Source organism: Streptomyces sp. NPDC102278, from assembly GCF_044766345.1.
Classification (GTDB): Bacteria; Actinomycetota; Actinomycetes; order Streptomycetales; family Streptomycetaceae; genus Streptomyces.
In genome coordinates, this window is record NZ_JBIWLV010000002.1 from 45,486 (window position 1) to 63,043 (window position 17,558).

The window sequence follows — 17,558 nt, forward strand, 5'->3', positions numbered from 1 at the left end:
CCCGCATCACGGCGTGAGCGATCCGGGCGTACGGGCTTACGGGCGAATCCGAGATGCCGGCACCCGGTGGAGGAGGAAGGGTTGCGCGGGGACCCGGGACCCGTCGGCACCTGTGTCCGGCGCGCAAGGCAAGAGGAGACACCAGCGATGGCTGCGAAGAAGACCACGAAGGCCACGAAGGCCGCCACCAGGAAGCCGCGGCGCCCAAGGACGCCTCCGGCGGGCGGGCACGGCGCTCCGGCGTGCCGGGAAAGCCCGCGCCCGAGCCGCCGTCGCCCACCGAGCCGACCAGGCCGCGCGAGCCGCTGCCCCCGAAACCGGACCAGGACGGCCCGGACTCCCTCAGCCCCACGGGTCAGCCGACCGGGGCACCGCAGGCCGTGGTGGCGCAGGGCGGCGCCTATCTGACGACCGCGCAGGGGGCCCGGCTGTACGACAGCGACCACTCCCTGAAGGCGGGTGCCCGGGGGCCGGTCCTGCTGCAGGATCACCACCTGCGGGAGGAGATCACCCACTTCGACCACGAACGGATCCCCGAGCGCGTGGTGCACGCCCGCGGCGCCGCGGCGCACGGCGTCTTCCGGGGTTACGGCGCCGCGGAGAAGGTCACGAAGGCGGCGTTCCTGGCGAAGGGAGTCGAGACGCCCGTGTTCGTCCGGTTCTCCACCGTCCTGGGATCGCGGGGCTCCGCGGACACGGTGCGTGACACGCGTGGATTCGCGACGAAGTTCTACACCGGCGAGGGCACCTTCGACCTGGTGGGCAACAACATCCCGGTCCTCTCGCCGAGACCGAGCAGGTCGCCTTCCATCCCGGCCACCTGGTCCCCGGGATCGACGTCACCGACGACCCGCTCCTCGCCGGACGGCTCTTCTCCTACTTCGATACGCAGATCAGCCGACTCGGCGGACCGAACTTCGGGCAGATCCCCATCAACCGGCCGCACGCCCCCGTCAACGACATGCTCCGCGACGGCATGCACCAGAGCGCCGTCCACGCGGGCACCGCCCCGTACCGGCCCAACAGCCTCGACGGAGGCTGCCCCTTCCTCGCGGGAGCCGACACGGGCGCCTTCGTCGAGACACCCGTCACGGTCCCGGAGGCGAGCAGGGTCCGGGAGGCTCCCGCCTCGTTCGCCGACCATTTCAGCCAACCTCGGCTCTTCTGGCTCAGCATGACGCCGGTGGAGCGCGAACACATCATCGCCGCCTACACCTTCGAACTGAACAAGTGCCACGAGCAGGCCGTCAAGGAACGCTCCCTGGCCGTCCTCGCCAACGTCGACCCCCGGCTGTGCGAAGAGGTCGCCACCGGACTCGGGCTCCCCGCGCCGACGGCCACGGCGGCGCCGGCCGACCCCGAGCCGAGCCCGGCCCTCTCGCAGCTCGGGCGGGAGTGGCCGCTCGACGGCCGGGTCATCGGCATCGTCGCGGATTCCGACAGCGACCTCGCCGGGGTGAGGGCCGTACGGGACGCCGTCCTGTCCGGCGGGATGGTGCCCCTCGTGATCGCACCCACCGGCGGCACACTGGGCACGAGGAAGAACCCCGTCACGGTGCAGCGCACTTTCGCCACCGCCCGCTCCGTCGAGTTCGACGCCCTGCTGTTCGCGGGAGTGCCCCGGGTGGCCGCCGACGCCCACGGCGCCCGCGACGCCAAGGCCGGTACGCCGCAGCGGAGCGGCCCCGACCCCCGGGTCCTGATGCTGCTGACCGAGGCGTACCGCCACGGCAAGGCCATCGGCGGATGGAAGGACGCCTCGCAGATCCTCGACGCCGTCGGAATCGGGACGGACGAGCCGGGCATCGCCTTCCACGGCACCCCCTCGGCCACGCTGAAACAACTCAAGCGGGCCATGGCACAGCACCGTGCCTGGGACAGGTTCCCCCTCGAGTGAACCCGGCACCGCCGCCGACCGGGCCCCTACACGCCGTCCCGCTCACGGGGCGGGCGGAGGGTCCCCGGCGGCAAGGAGCGTGCGCACACCGATCCGTACGGCGTTCCAGTCGGTGCCCGGCTCGCGATCCCGGGCACGCCGGAGCCAGGTCGCCCGATCCCGGTGCTCACGGCGCAACTGCTCCACGTCCGGTCGGAGTCCGGGCACGGGGCCCGACTTCTCCAGCTCGCCGACGCGTTCTTCCATGGCGGTCAGCAACGCCCGGTCCAGTTCGGCCACCGCCGCGAGGAACTCGCTCGTCGGCAGGGTCACCCGGCCCTGCCGCGGACCGGCGAACTCGATCAGGCCCTCCGGGTCCGCCCGTTGTTCCCAGCCGACGGTCACGGTGTCCTCGTCCCCGTCGACGGCGCGCCAGACGCGGATGTCCGGGGCGACGCGCAGGTGGCCGGTGTACAGGTAGCCCTCGCCGTGCCATGCCAGTGCGGCCTCGGCTTCCGGCGTGTCGAGCCACGTCCAGTCGGGCGAGAGGTCGGACGCGACCTCCACCAGGTCGTGGGGCACCGGTTCCATCGCTCCCGACACGAGTGCGATCACGTCCTCCCACAGGCGGACGACGTAGTGGTCCACGTACGGGTGCGGTCGGCCGCCCTCCCGGTCGTCTCCGAGTTCCCGGACAGTGCGCTCGGAGTAGCGCAGCACCTCGTGGCCGTCGATGTCGACGCAGTACCAGCCGGCGGTCAACCCGAACCAGTGCGGTGCGCGTTCGGCGCCCCACGGCTCGACCTCCTCCAACGGGGTCAGTCCGAAGCGGAAGCGAAGGGCGGAGTCGGTGGGGATCACGGGTCCAGTGTCACCGATCCCGACGACGTGCCGGGCGGGCCCCCCGGTCCGCTCGCCCCCCAGGACTTCGCGGTGAGCCGGGGTCAGTGGGTCGCGTGGGTGAGTGGGGCAGTGGGTCAGTGGGTCGTGTGGACGCTCTGGTTGTCGAGTTCGTAGCGGGCCCCGATGACGGCCAACTCGCCCGACGCGACCTTCGCCGCGAGGGTGGGTTCGGCGGCGACTCGGGAGCGGACCAGCCGCACGTTCGCCGTGATGGTCGCGTCCACGCGCGCCGCTCCGCGCAGGTCGCGGTCGATCGCCGGACGGATCTGGTCGACCAGGTACTGCATGTGGCCGGCGAGGCTCTCACGCGCGTCGGCGGCGTGAATGGCGGCGGTGACGGCCCCGCAGGACTGGTGTCCCAGCACGACGACGAGCGGAATGGCCAGCTCCAGAACCCCGTAGGTGATGCTGGCCAGGACCGCCTCGTCGAGGACGGAGCCGGCCGAGCGGACGGTCAGCAGGTCACCGAGGCCCTGGTCGAAGACCAGCTCCGGGGGAACGCGGGAGTCGACGCAGCCCAGGACCACGGCGAAGGGATGCTGCCCGGACACCAACGTCTGCCGCACGGCCCGCGTCCGGTCGGGGTGGCTCTCGTGGAGGGTGCGCCAGCGGACGTTGCCCGCGAGGAGTTCCCGCAGGGCCGCCGGCGGGTTCGTGGGCCTCGTACGCGTCGCACCGGCCTGGGCGGGGGTCGAGGGCGTCGGGGAATCGGGGACGGCCCCGACGGCCCCGGCCGCGGCGGCCGCCGCTCCTGTCAACGCCGCACGGACGACTTCGCGCCGGTCCAGGCTTGGGTTCGACTCCTCGATGCCGGCCATATCGGGAAACGGTAGGAGCATCGCGGACCGGGTACGGGCGCGGCACGAGGTTCGGACCGCTCTTGAAGAAGACTTGATCAACCTGCGGGCGCCCGCACACCGGCGCGGCGGAGGTGGGGGCGGGGTCAGGCGGGCTGCCACAGCTCGATCCGATGGCCTTCGGGATCGGTGACCCAGCCGAATCGACCGACCCCCTCCATGTCCTGCGATTCCTCGGCCACGTCCGCTCCCCTGGCGCGCAGTTGGGCGAGCATCGCATCCAGGTCGCGGACCCGGAAGTTGAGCATGACCTGCTGGGTGCGGGAGCCGAAGTACTCGGTCTCGGGCTCGAACGTCGCGAACACCGTAGGCCCGGTTTCCTGCTGCCAGAGGCCGTTCGCATCGGCGTCCAGGCCCAGACAGTCGCGGTACCACGCGCTCAGGGCCGCCGGGTCCGCGGCCCGCATGAAGTATCCACCGATTCCAAGCACACGTTCCATGCCGCCATCCTGCCAGGACGGCGGCCGGGTCCGGCAGCGACCGGCGGGCCGGGCCCGGGCCCGGGCCGGCGCCTTACGTGGCCGCGGGGGCGTGGGCGGCCTCCGTCGCAGGTCCCGCGGCGTCCCGCAGGGCCGGCCGTTGCGGACGGGCGGCGGGAATCAGGGCGGCGACGGTCGCGGAGACGAGGGCGAGGGCGCCACCCAGCAGCAGACCGGTCCGGAAGCCGTTCTCGGAGGTGAACGTGTGACCGCCGACGGTGGTGGTCATCTGCGCCAGGACGACACCGACGACGGCGGCACCGACCGAGGTGCCCAGGGAACGCATGAGGGTGTTGAAGCCGTTGGCGGCGCCCGTCTCCGCGAGCGGCACCGCGCCCATGATCAGGGCGGGCATGGCGCCGTAGGCGAGGGCGACCCCACTGTTCATGATCATCGCGGCGCACATCAGGCCGGGGGCGGTACCGGACAACAGGAGCGCGGCGCCGTAGCCCGCGGCCAGGACGAGCGCTCCACAGACGAGGGTGACCTTCGGGCCGCGTGCGTTGGTGAGCCTGCCGCCGAGGGGTGAGACGACCATCATCATCAGGCCGCCGGGGAGCATCCACAGGCCGGCCGCCACCATGGACTGACCCAGGCCGTAGCCGGTGGCCTCGGGGAACTGGAGGAGCTGCGGCACGACGAGCATGCTCGCGTACATGCCGAAGCCGATGAAGACCGACGCGAGGTTGGTCAGCAGGACACGCGGACGGATGGTGGTGCGCAGGTCGACCAGCGGGTCGGTGGTCCGCCATTCGAACCAGCCCCAGGCCGCCAGGACGACGACGGCGGTGACGATGAGGCCGAGGGTGGTGGACGAGTCCCAGCCCCAGTCGGCGCCCTTGGACACGGCGAGCAGCAGGGACACCAGGCCCACCGCCAGGCCCACCGCGCCGACGAAGTCGAAGCGCTGACCCCTGGCGGCCGCGGGGACGTCCGGTACGAAGACCACGATCATCACGGAGACCGCGGCGGCCAGCGCGGCGGCGCCCCAGAACAGGAAGCGCCAGTCGGCGTACTGGGCGACGGCCGCGGAGACGGGGAGCCCGATGCCGCCGCCGATGCCCATGGACGCGCTCACCAGGGCGATGGAGGAGCTGAGCTTCTCGGCGGGGACGACGTCACGCAGCAGAGCGATGCCCAGCGGGATCATGCCCATGCCGACGCCTTGCAGGCCGCGGCCCACGATCATCGGGACGACGCTGCTCGACAGCGCGCACACCACGGATCCGACGATCAGCGGTATCGAGCACGCCAGGAGCATCCGGCGCTTGCCGATCATGTCGCCCAGGCGCCCGCTGATGGGAACGCACACACCCGCGACGAGGAGAGTGGCGGTGACGACCCAGGCGGCGTTGGAGGAGGAGGTGTGGAGGATCTTCGACATGTCGGCCAGCAGGGGGGTGACCAGGGTCTGCATGACGGCTGCGGTGACCCCCGCGAGTGCGAGTGTCGCGATCACTTTGCCGGTGCGGGGGTCCGTGGACGGCTGTGGCATGGAGGGTTCCTCAGGGGCGTGGGTCCGATGCCCGACCGGGCAGGCGGCGGGCGTGCGTGATGCGTGGGGTGCGCTGTGCGGGGCGGTGGATGGGCGTACCCGGCGGGCGCGCGCACCGTAATCAGTAGCCAACTATCACTTCAGGGCACACGGGGTGTCAACTCGAACTGATCGTCGACTATCGATTGCTATCCTGGTGGTGTGCCGACCGAAACCCCCAAGCCCCTGCGCGCCGACGCCGTGCGCAACATCGAGAAGATCGTGAGGGCGGCACGCCACGTCTACGCGGAGCAGGGTCCCGACGCCGGGCTCGATGAGATCGCCCGACAAGCCGGCGTGGGCATCGCGACCCTCTTCCGCCGGTTCCCGGACAAGGCGACCCTCCTGCGCGCGGTACTGGAACAGCAGTTCACCCAGGAGGTCCTCCCCGCCATCGAGCGCGGGCTCGACGACGAGGACCCGCGCCGCGGCCTGAGCGTGGTCATCGAAGCCGCCCTGACCTCGGCGGCCGGCGAGCACCACGTACTGACCGCGGCACGCAACGCCGGCATCTTCACCGCGGAGACCAGCGCCCGCTTCTTCGACGCGCTCGACCCGCTGGTGGCACGCGGTCAACGGGCCGGGGTGATCCGAGAGGACCTCGTACCCGACGACCTGAAGCGGATCATGGGCATGCTGGTCAGCGTGCTGTGGACCATGGACCCGGCCGAAGGGGGCTGGCGGCGCTACGTGACCCTGGTCCTGGACGGCCTGACCCCCGCCGCGGCCAGCCCCCTGCCCAACCCGGCCCCCCCGCTGCTGCGGAGGCAGCCGAGCTAGACAGGGCCCAGGCCCCCTCCGGCGGTATCGGATCCGCCGGACGGGCCCCGGGCCGGAAGGCTCAGCGCTTGAGCGTGAAGGTGAAGTCACCCGAGAGCTTGCCGCTCAGGCGGACCGTCGACACGAGGTTCCCCTCGGCGAGCAGCCTCTCGACCTCGGCTCGCGGCAGGCCGAACCCTTCGGCGATCAGTCGCACCGGCCGCACGGGAATCCGCGCCGCAAAGCGGACCGAGACCTCGATCGCCGCACCCTCCGAAGGAGCCGACCGGGCCGACCGGGCCGGCCGGCGCGGCCGATGTGACTGAGGGGCTCGGTCCTGCGCGCCGCCGTCGAGGCGCCAGGCGTTGTCCCAGTCGAGGGCGACGCGATTGCGGCGCCGTACGACCGGATCCTGGAGCAGCTCGGCTGCCAGGCGCGGGTCGTTGTCGTGGAGCAGGTTCAGGAACTCGGGTCGTACGGAACGCACGTGCATCCGCTCCAGGACGGTGAGCTTGGTGGTGTCCCCGCACACGGTGCACAGGGCGAGGAGCCAGGCGTCGAGGAGCTTGTGGTTCGCGTTGACGCGGAATTTGCCGTTCGCCCGGAAACGCCCGGAGGCGCACCTGTGGCAACGGCGGAGGACTATCGGCAGGCAGGTGGGCGTGACCACCCAGGTTTCGGACACAGAAGTACACCGGTTCCAGTGAGAAGACCGCAGCGAAAAGGAGCGCGGCGCACAGGTGCGACGCGCGACGGATCAGCGCTCGGGGGGTCTCACTTGGTGTACAACGGCACGTCCTTGACGGGCGGACAGCGGGCGGGAGCACGGTAACGGCACGCGGGAGCGCGGCTCCACTGAATTTCGGACGGGCGGCGCCGTGTCCCTCGCGTCCGCCCCGGGTCAACGTCTCCCGGATGGGGCCCACTTGCCTCAGAAGGCGTAGCGGATCCTCAGCCACGGTGCGTGGGTGGCGACGAGCGTGCGCATGGTCTGGACGGCCTCGGCCTTGACCGCGCCGCGGTATCGGACGTTCAGGCTGCCGTTCTGGGAACGTTTCGGTTGCTGGAGGTCAGGCCGCCACAGGGCCTCTTCGGCGCGCGGGTGCCAGCCGAGGTTGAGCTCGTGCAGGTCCTTGTTGTGGGTCAGCATGATCACCTCCGCGGCCGCCTGCTCCTTCACGGCGCGGGGCAGGGCGTCGTCCATGTGCCGTAGCAGGAGGGACCAGTCCCGTTCCCAGTCCGGGCGCAACACGACGGGCGAGAGGTTGAAGTGGACCTCGTACCCCGCTTCGAGGAAGTCCCCGGCCGCGGCGATCCGGTGCTCCACCGGGCTGGTGCGGATGTCGAGCAGTTTGGAGTCCGCCTGCGGCATGACGGAGAACCGCACCCGGGTGCGGCCTCGCGGGTCCAGCAGGAGGAGGTCCGGGTTGACGAACTTGGTGGCGAAGGAGGCCTTGGCGGTGGGCATGCGTGCGAAGGACCGGATCAGGTCGGCGACGTTGTCGCTGATCAGGGCGTCGACGGAACAGTCGCTGTTCTCACCGATGTCGTAGACCCACGCGGTCGGATCGCACTGGTTGGCCTCGGTCTTGGGGCCGAGGCGCGCCACGTGCCGGGAGAGGTGGACGATGATGCTCTCGATGTTGGTGAAGACGGTGATCGGGTTGGCGTAGCCCTTGCGGCGCGGGACGTAGCAGTAGGCACAGGCCATGGCGCAGCCGTTGGCGGGTCCGGGGGCGATCCAGTCCGCGGAGCGTCCGTTGGGCCGGGTGGTGAGTGTCTTCTTCTCCCCGAGGACCAGGGTCTCGCTCTTGACGCGGACCCAGCGGTCGACGTTTCCCTCGTTGCCGTGGAGGTCCGGGATTCCCCAGTGCGAGGCCACGGGTACGACCTCGGCTTCGGGGAAACGCGCGAGGATCTGCCTGCCGCGCGCGGAGGCTGCGGCAGCGGGCTCGGCATGGATGGCGCGTACGGACAACAGCCGGCGCGCGGCCGGTGAGTCGCGGAACATCGGGCCGGCGTCGGCCGGGGCGGGGCTCCCGTGCCCCGTGTCGATGTCCTCCAGGGCGAACAGGGCGTCCGCGTACTCGTCCTCGTCCGGTCCGCCCCCGTGCTGCTGGGCGCCCATGTGCGTCTCCTGCGGGGTCTTGGGGGCCGGCCTCCGGGGCCGTGTCCGGGGGGAATGGGGCCGGGTCGCGTGCTCCCGGACTGACCTTCCACTGTAGGCGGCCCGGGGCGTCTGTCAGCGGCCCGGCGCGTCGGCGGGACCTGCCCGGGGTGCGCTCAGGGTGGACAGTCGCCCGCGTCGCGGTGCGCCCGGACGACCTGCGCCGCGTCGCCCAGCCGGTCCAGTCCGCGCACGGCCCGCGCCATGCGCGGGTTTCCCTCCAACCGTGCGCGGTGCCGGTTCAGAAAGGACCAGTAGCCGACGGTGTAGGGGCAGGCCCGATCGCCGACACGGTCGGCGGGTCGGTACCGGCAGCCCCCGCACAGGTCGCTCATCCGGTGGATGTAGGCGCCGCCCGAGGTGTAGGGCTTGGTGGTCATCAGCCCGCCGTCGGCGTACTGCGACATGCCCACCACGTTGGGCAGCATCACCCAGTCGTAGCCGTCCACGAAGCACCGGTGGAACCAGTCCGTCACCTCGGCCGGGTCCCAGCCCTGTTGCAGGGCGTGGCTGCCGAGGACCATCAGCCGGGGAATGTGGTGCGTCCATCCCGTGTCCCGGACCTGCGCCAGCACCGTGGACAGGCAGCGGGCGCCGAGCGCGTCCGCGTCCAGTTCCCTGAACCAGCCGGGCAGTGGCGCGGTGTGGCGCAGGTCGTTCCGGTGCCGGTAGTCCTCGCCGAGGTGCCAGTACAGGTTCCACACGTACTCGCGCCAGCCGCAGACCTGCCGGATGAACCCCTCGGCGCTGTTGAGCGGGACGTCCCCGGCCCGCCAGGCGGCCTCGGCCCGGCTCACGCACTCCCACGGATCGAGGAGCCCGAGGTTGAGGGAGGAGGACAGGAGGCTGTGGCTCATCACCGGATCGGCCGCCAGCATGGCGTCCTCGTGCGCACCGAAGCCGGCGAGGCGGTGCGTGACGAAGTGGTCGAGCGCGGCCAGTGCCTCGCGGCGGCTCGCGGGGAAGAGGCGGGGCCCGTCGCGGCCCACGAAGGTGATGCCCTCCCGTTCCCAGCGGTCCAGGTCCCGCCGGACTCCTTCGTCGATCTCGTCCTCTCGGGGCCGGTACGGCGCCGGCGCCCCCAGGGTGGTCCCCACGCGGGGCGGGGGCTCGCGGTTCTCGTGGTCCAGGTTCCAGCGCCCGCCCGCCGGCCGGTCGCCGTCCATGAGGATGTCGTGGGTGCGCCGGGTGTGTTCGTAGAGGTTCTCCTGGAGCAGTCGCCGGCCTTTCTGCCGAGCGGCCCACTGCGCGAACTCCCGGTGTCCGACGAGGAACCCGCGGGCGGGGTGGACCGTGACCTGCGGAAGCGAGTCCACCAGGGCGAGGGCGGCGCGGGAGGTGGGATGGTGCACGGAGACGGGTGCCTCGCCCACGGCCCGCGCCAGGCCTTCGCGGTAGGTCTCCGCCTCGACGAGGTGGGCGCTCTCGCCGAGATCGGCCGCCCGGTGACGGATGGCGCTGAGGATCAGGTGGGCCTTGGCCCGGTGGAACCGGCGACGGCGAAAGACGGCCCGCGACTCGATCAGCAACCATCGGGTGTGCCGCGGTGTCCCGCCGGCGGCGGTGGCGGTGAAGTGCGGGCCGAGCTGGTCGCCGAACAACCAGTGCACTGGACTCATGGCCGTATCCAACCAACGCGGCCGGGGCTGAGGCCGGCTGACGCGGCCGTTCACCGCCGACGAGCGCGATCGGTCACCGCCGACGAGCGCGGCCGGTCATCGCCCACGCGGACGGCACGGTGGACGAGGACGACCGGGGCGACGAACGGCGGGATGAACCGGTGCGGCCTAAAATTGGCTCGACAGGCAAGCCCGGCACGTCCGACGGCCCGAGGTGCCACGAAGGGTGCTTTCGGCCGGCCCGGGAGGCGTGATGACAGTACCCTCCGCCCACGCGGCACCGCTGGGCCCGCAGGGCGACCCCGAGGACGTGCTCAAGCGCGTCGGAAGCTCGTGGCACTGGGCCCTCGGTTTCGCTCTCGCGACCTTGATTCCAGGCATCCTGGTCCTCGTCTGGCCCGACGAGACGCTGCACATCCTGGCCGTCATCATCGGTCTGCAGCTCCTGGTGGCCGGCGGCTTCCGTTTCGTCACGGCCTTCTCGCACAGCAGCGACGGGGGCGGCAGCAGGCTGGCGGGCGTCCTGATCGCCATGTTGGCGTTCCTGGCGGGCGTTCTGGTTCTGCGGCATCCGATGCAGACCATCGGCGCCCTGTCCCTGATCGTCGGGGTGTTCTGGCTGCTGACCGGTGTGCTGACGGCGTACGTCGCGATCGCGGACCGGGCGCTCGTACACCGGGGCCTGCTCTTCGCGCTGGGCGCCCTCGGCACCGTCGCCGGAATCGTGGTGCTCTGCTTCCCGGTGGACTCCGCGGTCGCGCTGACACGGCTGTTGGGGCTGTGGCTCGTCCTGCTGGGCGTGTTCGAAGTGGTGATGGCCTTCGCACTGCGCTCCGCCACCCGGACGATGGTCGCTTCCGCCCGGGTGACACGGGGCGAGGACGGACCGTGACGGGCCGGTGACTGGTCGGGCGATGACGGGCCGGGGCGATGACGGGCCGGTGTCGGGCCCGCTCCCCCGGCCTCAGGAACCGAGGACTCTCCCCTTGGCCTGCTCGTACTCGGCTGCCGTGAGGTCGCCGCGGTTCTTGAGTTCCGCGAGCCGCGACAGTTCCTCGGCCTGGCCGGTGATCGCGGCGCTCTCGCGTGCGTAGGTGCGGAACGCCTCCTCCTGCCTCTGGGTGCGCCGGAGTTCGCGCTCACCCATCCCGCGCCCGCGGACGATCAGGTAGACGAAGACACCCACGTAGGGCAGCAGGATGACGAAGACGGTCCATCCCGCCTTGCCCAAGCCGCTCAGGTCGTCGTCACGGAAGACGTCCCCGATGACGCGCATGAGCAGGACGAACCAGAACACCCAGAGGAAGCACAACATCATGGTCCAGAAGATGTTCAACAGCGGGAAGTCGTAGTCCTGCGCCAGGTTGAGCAGTGGGTTCCGCATGGCCCGGTCTCCTGTCGGTCGGGGCCGGCCGGCGGCCCGGGAACATCCGCGCCGACGGGGGCGACGCTCGGGGGCGACGCTCGCGTCACGCGGGCGTCGGGGCGAAGGAGTGCATCTCGTCGGCGCCCGGCTGTACGACGCCGTAGCTGCTCTCCGGCACCTCGTTCCAGGCGCCGGGCAGGTCACCGAGGGGCTCGGACACGATGAGGCGGGTCTCCTCGGAGATGTCCCGCAGGAACGCCATGTCCGGGTGCAGCCTGCGCAGCGCGTCCACCCGGCTGCTGTAGAACAGCGACCGGGAGTCGTGCCCGCTGGAGTAGCGGAAGGCCCACACGCGCACGCCGTCGCTGATGGCGAGTGTCATCTGGAGGGGGAACTCCACCCCGTGATCGTGGCCGACACGCTCCACCACGCCCGCCATCCGGGCCACGGCTCTCGGCGGGTCCCGGTCGAGGCCGAAGGTGAGGGCCAGGAAGAACATGACCTCCGAGTCCGTGGTCCCCTCGATGTCGGCGTAGAGCTCGGGGTCGACGAGCAGGGTGAGCTCCCGGCGCATCAGGTGGAACCCCGTGACGGCGCCGTTGTGCATGAACATCCAGCGGCCGTGCCGGAAGGGGTGGCAGTTCGACTGCTGCACCGCCGTCCCGGTCGATGCCCGGATGTGGGCGAAGAACAGCGGCGAGCGGACGTGGTCGGCCATCTCCCGCAGGTTGCGGTTGTTCCAGGCGGGACCGACGTCCCGCAGGAGCGCCGGAGTGCTGTTGTCCTCCGAGTACCAGCCGACGCCGAACCCGTCGCCGTTCGTGGTCTCCACGCCGAGCTTGGAGTGCAGGCTCTGGTCGATCAGGGAGTGGGCCGGCTTGTACAGGATCGTGTCGAGCAACATGGGCGTTCCCGAGTACGCGAGCCACCGGCACATGCGTCATCACCTGGATCCCTACGGCACGGCGAGCGCCGCATCGTCGTCACTCGCGCCCGGCGTCGAATCGCCGGGACGGACCCGCCCGCACCTCTCGGGTGCACCCACTACGCGGGCAGTCTCATTCTCGGCTTCCGGGCGCAGGAGCGCGATACGGGACGGCCCACCGCTCGCGCCCGACGCACGGCGCAGCCCTGGCCACGATCCGGACCCGGCCGAACGGAGCGCGCCCGGCGTGCCGGAGCGACGGGTGTCCCGCAGGGTGGAGGAATGGAGCGAGCACCGATCGTCGTACACCGTGTCAGCCCGTCCGGCGGCCGCCGGGTGGGCATCCGCGTCGGCGCAGTGGACACGATCCTCGGCGTCGCGCACGAGGACACCGATGTGATCGAGATGCTCAGGCGGATCGAGGTCCCCGACCCGGACGCGCTGGTGCTGGGGGACTCGCCGCTGATCGAGTGGCAGGTCGACGGCCCGCACGTGTACGAGGCCGAGACCGGTCCGCCGCCCGCCGATCTGCCCTGACCGCCCGACTGCCCTGCCCCGTTGTCCGACACGGGCGGCCGACCGGATCGTTGAATCTTTGATTGTCACGATTCGGGAACTCCCGCGCGCCGCGCGGGCACGGGCCATAACGTGGCGCGATCACACCGGAACAGCCAGTGAGGTACGCCCATGTCGCAGCAGCCCCCGTACGGCAACCAGCCCCCGCCCGGATACGGATACCCTCCCCCGCAGCCGCCGCCGCGGAAGTCCGGTGCGGGGAAGATCGTCGGGTTCTCGTGCCTCGGCATCGTCGGCCTGGTCGTGGTCCTCGCCGTCGCGGGGTCGATGCTCGGCGACGACACCGACGACAAGACGGTCAAGCCCTCGACCGCCGGTGCCTCGCAGCCGTCGAAGCAGGCGGACCCGGCGCCGGCCGCGAAGCCGGAGAAGAAGTCGCCGATCACGGTCACGGCGAAAGCCGCGGCGTTCAAACCGAGCGTGTTGGCGCAGGGTGACTACACGAGCGTGTCCGTCACGGTCACGAACAACTCGACCAAGCAGATCAGCGTCAACCCGTTGTACTTCGCGATCACCGACACCGCCGGGACGAAGCACGGACCCGAACTCGGCGTCGACGAGGCCCAGATCGACACCGTGGACCTCGCGCCCGGCGAGAACGTGACCGGTGTGATCAGCGGGAAGGGCAAGTTCACGGCGAAGAAGGTGACGTACACGGACGGCTTGCTCGGGGACGGCGTCCGCGCCGACGTCTCCTGACACCCCGCCGACACGCAAACCCCCGCCCGGCAACGTCCGGCGGGGGTTCCGCACGCCGGGGGGGTCCGCGCACCGTCCGGGCTTTCCACATCCCGGCGGGGTCTCCGCACGCCCTCAGGGGCGCACGGCACGGTCACGCGTCGAGGCCGTCCCCCCGCGGGGAGGAATGGAATACTCGAGGCCCCGTACGGTCAAGCGACCGGCCGAGCCCCGCCGACCCGAACGCCGCACCTCACCTGGCTGGATCCGGCCGTCTTCGATGCCACCACCGGAACAGGAGCGCGCCATGCGCCTTTACGCCCAAATCCCGGCGAGGCGAAGCCGGCAGGTGCTCGCGGACCTGGTCGCCGTCGCCCTGATCGCGGCCGCGGTGTGGTTCGCCCTGGCAGTGCACGACGCGATCATGCGGCTGGCCGAGCCGGGCCGCAGGATGCAGAGCGCGGGCGGCGACCTGGCCACCGGCCTCGACAACGCCGGTGACGCCGCGTCCGAAGTGCCCCTCATCGGGGGCCTCCTGAAGAAGCCCCTCCAGTCCGCGGCCGAGGCCGGCACCGGGCTCTCCGACGCCGGACAGTCCCTCCAGCACACCGTGGAGAATCTGGCCACGCTGACCACGCTCGCCCTGATCGTCCTTCCGGTCACCTTCGTACTGGTGCTGTGGCTCCCCCCGCGCATGCTCTGGATCTGGCGCGGCGTCACCACCCGTCGCCTCCTGGAGGCCCCCGGGGGCGCCGATCTGTTGGCCTTGCGTGCCCTCACCGGGCCTCCGGGCGACCTCAAGGCGATCCCCGTCCCGCCGGCCGGCCTCGCCGACGCCTGGCGCCGCGGGGACCGACAGGTCATCGCCGCACTGTCCGAAGTCGCGCTCAGGCGGGCGGGCTTGCGGCCCTGAAGGGCGGAGCGCGGGGCGGTGTCCCGGCCGAGCAGGGTGCTTGACCCGCGTCCGTCGCCCCGACCTGCGGATTCGGCCGATGCCCCGCCGCCGAACCCTTTGGACGGCGGGCGTGGACATGGCATATCGTCAGTCGGCTCGGGCCGCCCGTCAGGCGGCCCGTTCTCATGTCACACGCACACGTTCCCGTGGGGGGTTCTCCGTCATGTCCGTCAGCACGCCCGACCCGTCTCCGCCCCCGTCCTCCCCGCAGGCCGAGGCCGGGCCGGCGACGGCGCCGCCGCCGCCGGTACCCGGTGCCGCTCCCGTTCCCGTCCCGCCGTCGCGGGCCATCGGAGTGCTGCATTCGCCGGAGGGGTTGGCGACGGCCCTGACCGCGCTGTTGTCCGTGGGGGCCGCGGTCGATCTCATCTCGTCCGGGGTCAACTTGTACATCTGGAAGCTGATGAAGGACTTCATCAGCGACCCCGCGGGCATCGAGGACGACAGCGGCGACCTGGCCGACGTCCTCAATGTGGCGGTCGCCGTCGCGCAGGTCGCTCTCCGCCTGGCCACGATCGTGGTCTTCCTCGTCTGGTTCCACCGGGTCCGGTGCAACGGCCAGGTCTTCCGTCCCGACGGCTTCACCCAGTCCGCGGGCTGGGCCATCGGCGGCTGGTTCGTCCCGATCGCCAACCTCTTCTTCCCCTACCGGACCGCACGGGAGACCTGGGGTGCCAGCACCCAACTCGCGCCCGACGGCTCCTACCGCCACACCTCCAGCGCACCGGTGACCGCCTGGTGGACGGTGTTCGTCGCCTCCCTGGTCCTCGATCGCGTCTTCTCGAAGCGGTACACGGCGGCCGAGACGCCGGAGGAGATCCGGGACGTCTCCGTCCTCGGAGCGGTCACGGACGTGACCACCATCGTCGCCGCCGTACTGGCCGTCGTCTTCGTGCGCAAGCTGACCGCGCTCCAACGCGTCAAGGCCGCGCAGGGCCCGCTCGCCGCGGTGTGACGACCCGACGGCCGCACGCTCCGCGCCCCCTCCCCCGGCGCCACGAACCGGCGCCACGCACCGGCGCCACGGCCCCGCGCCACGACCCCGCGCCTGTCGCGGAACGTGCGGCCGGAACCGGGCTCGCGCCCGGTTCCGGCTTCGCGGGCTCGGCCTCCTACTCGACGAAGTACGAGTCGTGCTTGACGAAGAACTCGGTGCGTTCTTCGTCGGTCGCGTCGGCGAGCTGCGACAACCCCTCGAAGTACTCCTCGCGCGGCGCCCCCGGCGCGAACAGCATCAGCATCTCCGCCGGGGCCCGCGAGTCGTTGCGGAAGGCGTGCAGACCGCCCTGCGGCACGAACAGGAAGTCGCCCTTCCGCGCGTCGATCCAGTCGACACCGTTGAACAGCCGCACCGTGCCGTCGAGGATGAAGAACGACTCCGAGATGGTCTTGTGGAAGTGCGTCTTCGGGCCGCCGGCCCCGGCGCTCATCTCCACCCGGTAGAGGCCGAACTCCCCGTTGGTGGAAGCCTTCGTCGCGAGACGGTGCGTTGCGTCGCCGTTCGGCGACACCAGGTCGGCCGGCGTGTCCACGGGCCTGAACACCGCGCTGACCTCGCCCTTGCTCCCCGCGTAGCGGGCCTCCGGATACGACATGTGGGTCCCCTCCCGTGCCATTTCCCGTGTCACTCGTGCACGTACGCGTGCGGAAATGACAACCGGTCGCCCGATGCCGTTCTTCCCTTGGAGACCGCTGCTCCGTCCGCCCTGCCGAGCCCTTCGACCGGGAGTCGAACGCCAAGGGCGACCCGGGCCGGATGGACGGGCCGAGTCGGGGCAGCAGCGGGACATGGCTGTCCTTCGAAAGCTCGCCCGTCCCCTGCTCGCCGCCCCGCACGTCGTCGGCGGGCTACGTACCCTGCGCCGCCCCGAGAGTGCGGCGGAACACGTCCAGCCCCTTGCCCAGGCCGTCGGGAAGCGCGTCCCGGCGCTGGCCGGGGATCCTCTGAAGCTGGTGCGCGTCCACAGCGCGATCCAGGTCGGAGCGGGCCTGATGATGGCGACGGGACGCGTCCCGCGTCTGGCCGCGCTCACGCTCGCCGCCTCGCTGGTGCCGACCGCGCTGACGGAACACGCGTTCTGGACGGTGGAGGACCCGAAGGAGCGGGCACGGCAGCGTGCTCACTTCCTGACCGACCTCTCCGCGCTCGGTGGTCTGCTCATCGCCGCCGCGGACACCCATGGCAAGCCGTCGCTCGCCTACCGTTCCCGGCACGCGCTCGACCACAGGCACCCGGTGAGGGCCGTTCGCCATCCCGTCGAGGTGGCCGCGGCCAGTACGGCCGCCCGGGTCAAGGCCGTCGCCGCCCTCGCCGATCCCCGCTGAGGATGCCGGCGGTCCGCCGCCGCCGCCGGTCCCCGTACGCATCGCAAGGCGCAGCGAGTCCTCACCACGCCCGTCCCGGTCAGGACCGCCGCAAGGAGGAGGAGCCCCATGACAGACATCCGCCGGACCGTTCGGCGCGAATCCGTCGGCTCCCTGTTCGGGCCGGCCACGCGCGGGCCGCGTCTGTTGGCGCGGACCGTGACCGGCGCCATCCGCAGCGCACGGCGCCGCAGGGCCGCGGGCCCCGCCGCCGTCTGCTCCACCGCCGGCGAGCACCGGTCGTGCCCCGGCCGGCGGGATGGTTCCGGGTCGGCCGTCGCGGACCCGCTGCGGTGCGGCGGGGACACCTCCCCCGGTGGCGCCGCCCGTCGTGAGCGGGCTCACGAGGCGGTCGCGTCCCGTACCACCGGCCCCGACGACCTGGCCTCGCTCCTGAACATGCTGGACCTGCGCACCGGGCCGGACGAGGAGGGAACGGGGTCCTGAGGCGACGGGCGGCCCTGCGAAGCCGAGGCCGCTGACCGCCACGGGCCGGAGAG

Annotated in this window: 18 protein-coding genes and 1 pseudogene; 9 read left to right on the forward strand and 10 right to left on the reverse strand. The window is 71.6% G+C overall.

Translation table 11 applies throughout. The features are described 5' to 3' along the window. Positions 1-242 precede the first annotated feature (242 nt). Positions 243-1,897: pseudogene (locus tag ACIRO3_RS04960) on the forward strand (catalase). Between the two features lie 42 nt (positions 1,898-1,939). Here ACIRO3_RS04960 and ACIRO3_RS04965 read toward each other — a convergent pair. The 4 genes from ACIRO3_RS04965 to ACIRO3_RS04980 form a co-directional block, all read right to left on the reverse strand. Continuing rightward, positions 1,940-2,737: a DUF5984 family protein gene (locus tag ACIRO3_RS04965; protein ID WP_404132507.1), complete on the reverse strand. Its 798-nt coding sequence runs from the start codon at positions 2,735-2,737 to the stop codon at positions 1,940-1,942. Between the two features lie 116 nt (positions 2,738-2,853). Beyond that, positions 2,854-3,597, reverse strand: a complete 744-nt coding sequence (locus ACIRO3_RS04970; protein ID WP_404132510.1) for a carbonic anhydrase — start codon at positions 3,595-3,597, stop codon at positions 2,854-2,856. A gap of 125 nt (positions 3,598-3,722) precedes the next feature. After that, positions 3,723-4,076 carry a VOC family protein gene (locus ACIRO3_RS04975; protein WP_404132513.1) on the reverse strand — a complete coding sequence of 118 codons (354 nt, stop codon included), beginning with the start codon at positions 4,074-4,076 and terminating at the stop codon, positions 3,723-3,725. A gap of 73 nt (positions 4,077-4,149) precedes the next feature. Continuing rightward, positions 4,150-5,610: an MFS transporter gene (locus ACIRO3_RS04980; protein WP_361781607.1), complete on the reverse strand. Its 1,461-nt coding sequence runs from the start codon at positions 5,608-5,610 to the stop codon at positions 4,150-4,152. Positions 5,611-5,811: 201 nt separating this feature from the next. On the opposite strand from ACIRO3_RS04980, the gene ACIRO3_RS04985 reads away from it, so the two are divergent. Continuing rightward, the gene (locus tag ACIRO3_RS04985) at positions 5,812-6,429 is read left to right on the forward strand and encodes a helix-turn-helix domain-containing protein (protein WP_366147029.1); all 618 of its coding nucleotides are present in this window, start codon (positions 5,812-5,814) and stop codon (positions 6,427-6,429) included. A gap of 61 nt (positions 6,430-6,490) precedes the next feature. On the opposite strand, the gene ACIRO3_RS04990 is transcribed toward ACIRO3_RS04985, so the two are convergent. The 3 genes from ACIRO3_RS04990 to ACIRO3_RS05000 all read right to left on the reverse strand — a co-directional run bounded on the left by ACIRO3_RS04990 (position 6,491) and on the right by ACIRO3_RS05000 (position 10,194). Beyond that, complete coding sequence (locus ACIRO3_RS04990; protein WP_404132517.1) at positions 6,491-7,093, reverse strand: DUF1062 domain-containing protein; 603 nt, start codon at positions 7,091-7,093, stop codon at positions 6,491-6,493. Positions 7,094-7,339: 246 nt separating this feature from the next. Next, on the reverse strand, positions 7,340-8,536 hold the full coding sequence (locus tag ACIRO3_RS04995; RefSeq protein WP_404132520.1) for a spore photoproduct lyase family protein: 1,197 nt from the start codon (positions 8,534-8,536) through the stop codon (positions 7,340-7,342). 155 nt (positions 8,537-8,691) lie between these two features. After that, a complete protein-coding gene (locus tag ACIRO3_RS05000; protein ID WP_404132523.1) occupies positions 8,692-10,194 on the reverse strand; it encodes a cryptochrome/photolyase family protein in 1,503 nt (500 codons plus the stop codon). A 253-nt stretch (positions 10,195-10,447) separates the two neighbouring features. On the opposite strand from ACIRO3_RS05000, the gene ACIRO3_RS05005 reads away from it, so the two are divergent. Continuing rightward, the gene (locus ACIRO3_RS05005; protein WP_404132525.1) at positions 10,448-11,086 is read left to right on the forward strand and encodes an HdeD family acid-resistance protein; all 639 of its coding nucleotides are present in this window, start codon (positions 10,448-10,450) and stop codon (positions 11,084-11,086) included. Positions 11,087-11,158: 72 nt separating this feature from the next. Here the strand turns inward: ACIRO3_RS05005 and ACIRO3_RS05010 are convergent, their stop codons facing one another. Together ACIRO3_RS05010 and ACIRO3_RS05015 are read right to left on the reverse strand one after the other, a co-directional pair. Beyond that, the gene (locus ACIRO3_RS05010; RefSeq protein ID WP_404132528.1) at positions 11,159-11,578 is read right to left on the reverse strand and encodes a PLD nuclease N-terminal domain-containing protein; all 420 of its coding nucleotides are present in this window, start codon (positions 11,576-11,578) and stop codon (positions 11,159-11,161) included. A gap of 85 nt (positions 11,579-11,663) precedes the next feature. Next, positions 11,664-12,497, reverse strand: coding sequence for a class II glutamine amidotransferase (locus ACIRO3_RS05015; RefSeq protein WP_404132531.1), 834 nt, complete (start codon positions 12,495-12,497; stop codon positions 11,664-11,666). Between the two features lie 270 nt (positions 12,498-12,767). Between ACIRO3_RS05015 and ACIRO3_RS05020 the strand changes: the two genes are divergently transcribed. The 4 genes from ACIRO3_RS05020 to ACIRO3_RS05035 all read left to right on the forward strand — a co-directional run bounded on the left by ACIRO3_RS05020 (position 12,768) and on the right by ACIRO3_RS05035 (position 15,649). Further along, positions 12,768-13,022 (forward strand): hypothetical protein, encoded by a 255-nt coding sequence (locus ACIRO3_RS05020; protein WP_404132534.1) that lies wholly within the window; start codon positions 12,768-12,770, stop codon positions 13,020-13,022. Positions 13,023-13,172: 150 nt separating this feature from the next. Beyond that, entirely contained in the window at positions 13,173-13,760 is a 588-nt protein-coding gene (locus ACIRO3_RS05025) for a DUF4352 domain-containing protein (RefSeq protein WP_361781631.1), read from the forward strand. 286 nt (positions 13,761-14,046) lie between these two features. Next, complete coding sequence (locus ACIRO3_RS05030; protein ID WP_404132538.1) at positions 14,047-14,652, forward strand: hypothetical protein; 606 nt, start codon at positions 14,047-14,049, stop codon at positions 14,650-14,652. A 205-nt stretch (positions 14,653-14,857) separates the two neighbouring features. Beyond that, entirely contained in the window at positions 14,858-15,649 is a 792-nt protein-coding gene (locus ACIRO3_RS05035) for a DUF4328 domain-containing protein (protein ID WP_404132541.1), read from the forward strand. A 157-nt stretch (positions 15,650-15,806) separates the two neighbouring features. Here the strand turns inward: ACIRO3_RS05035 and ACIRO3_RS05040 are convergent, their stop codons facing one another. Beyond that, positions 15,807-16,289, reverse strand: coding sequence for a cupin domain-containing protein (locus ACIRO3_RS05040; protein ID WP_366150544.1), 483 nt, complete (start codon positions 16,287-16,289; stop codon positions 15,807-15,809). A 193-nt stretch (positions 16,290-16,482) separates the two neighbouring features. On the opposite strand from ACIRO3_RS05040, the gene ACIRO3_RS05045 reads away from it, so the two are divergent. Both ACIRO3_RS05045 and ACIRO3_RS05050 read left to right on the forward strand, forming a co-directional pair. Continuing rightward, positions 16,483-17,019: a DoxX family protein gene (locus tag ACIRO3_RS05045; RefSeq protein ID WP_404132544.1), complete on the forward strand. Its 537-nt coding sequence runs from the start codon at positions 16,483-16,485 to the stop codon at positions 17,017-17,019. Between the two features lie 108 nt (positions 17,020-17,127). Further along, positions 17,128-17,505 carry a hypothetical protein gene (locus ACIRO3_RS05050; RefSeq protein ID WP_404132547.1) on the forward strand — a complete coding sequence of 126 codons (378 nt, stop codon included), beginning with the start codon at positions 17,128-17,130 and terminating at the stop codon, positions 17,503-17,505. The last annotated feature ends 53 nt before the right edge of the window (positions 17,506-17,558 follow it).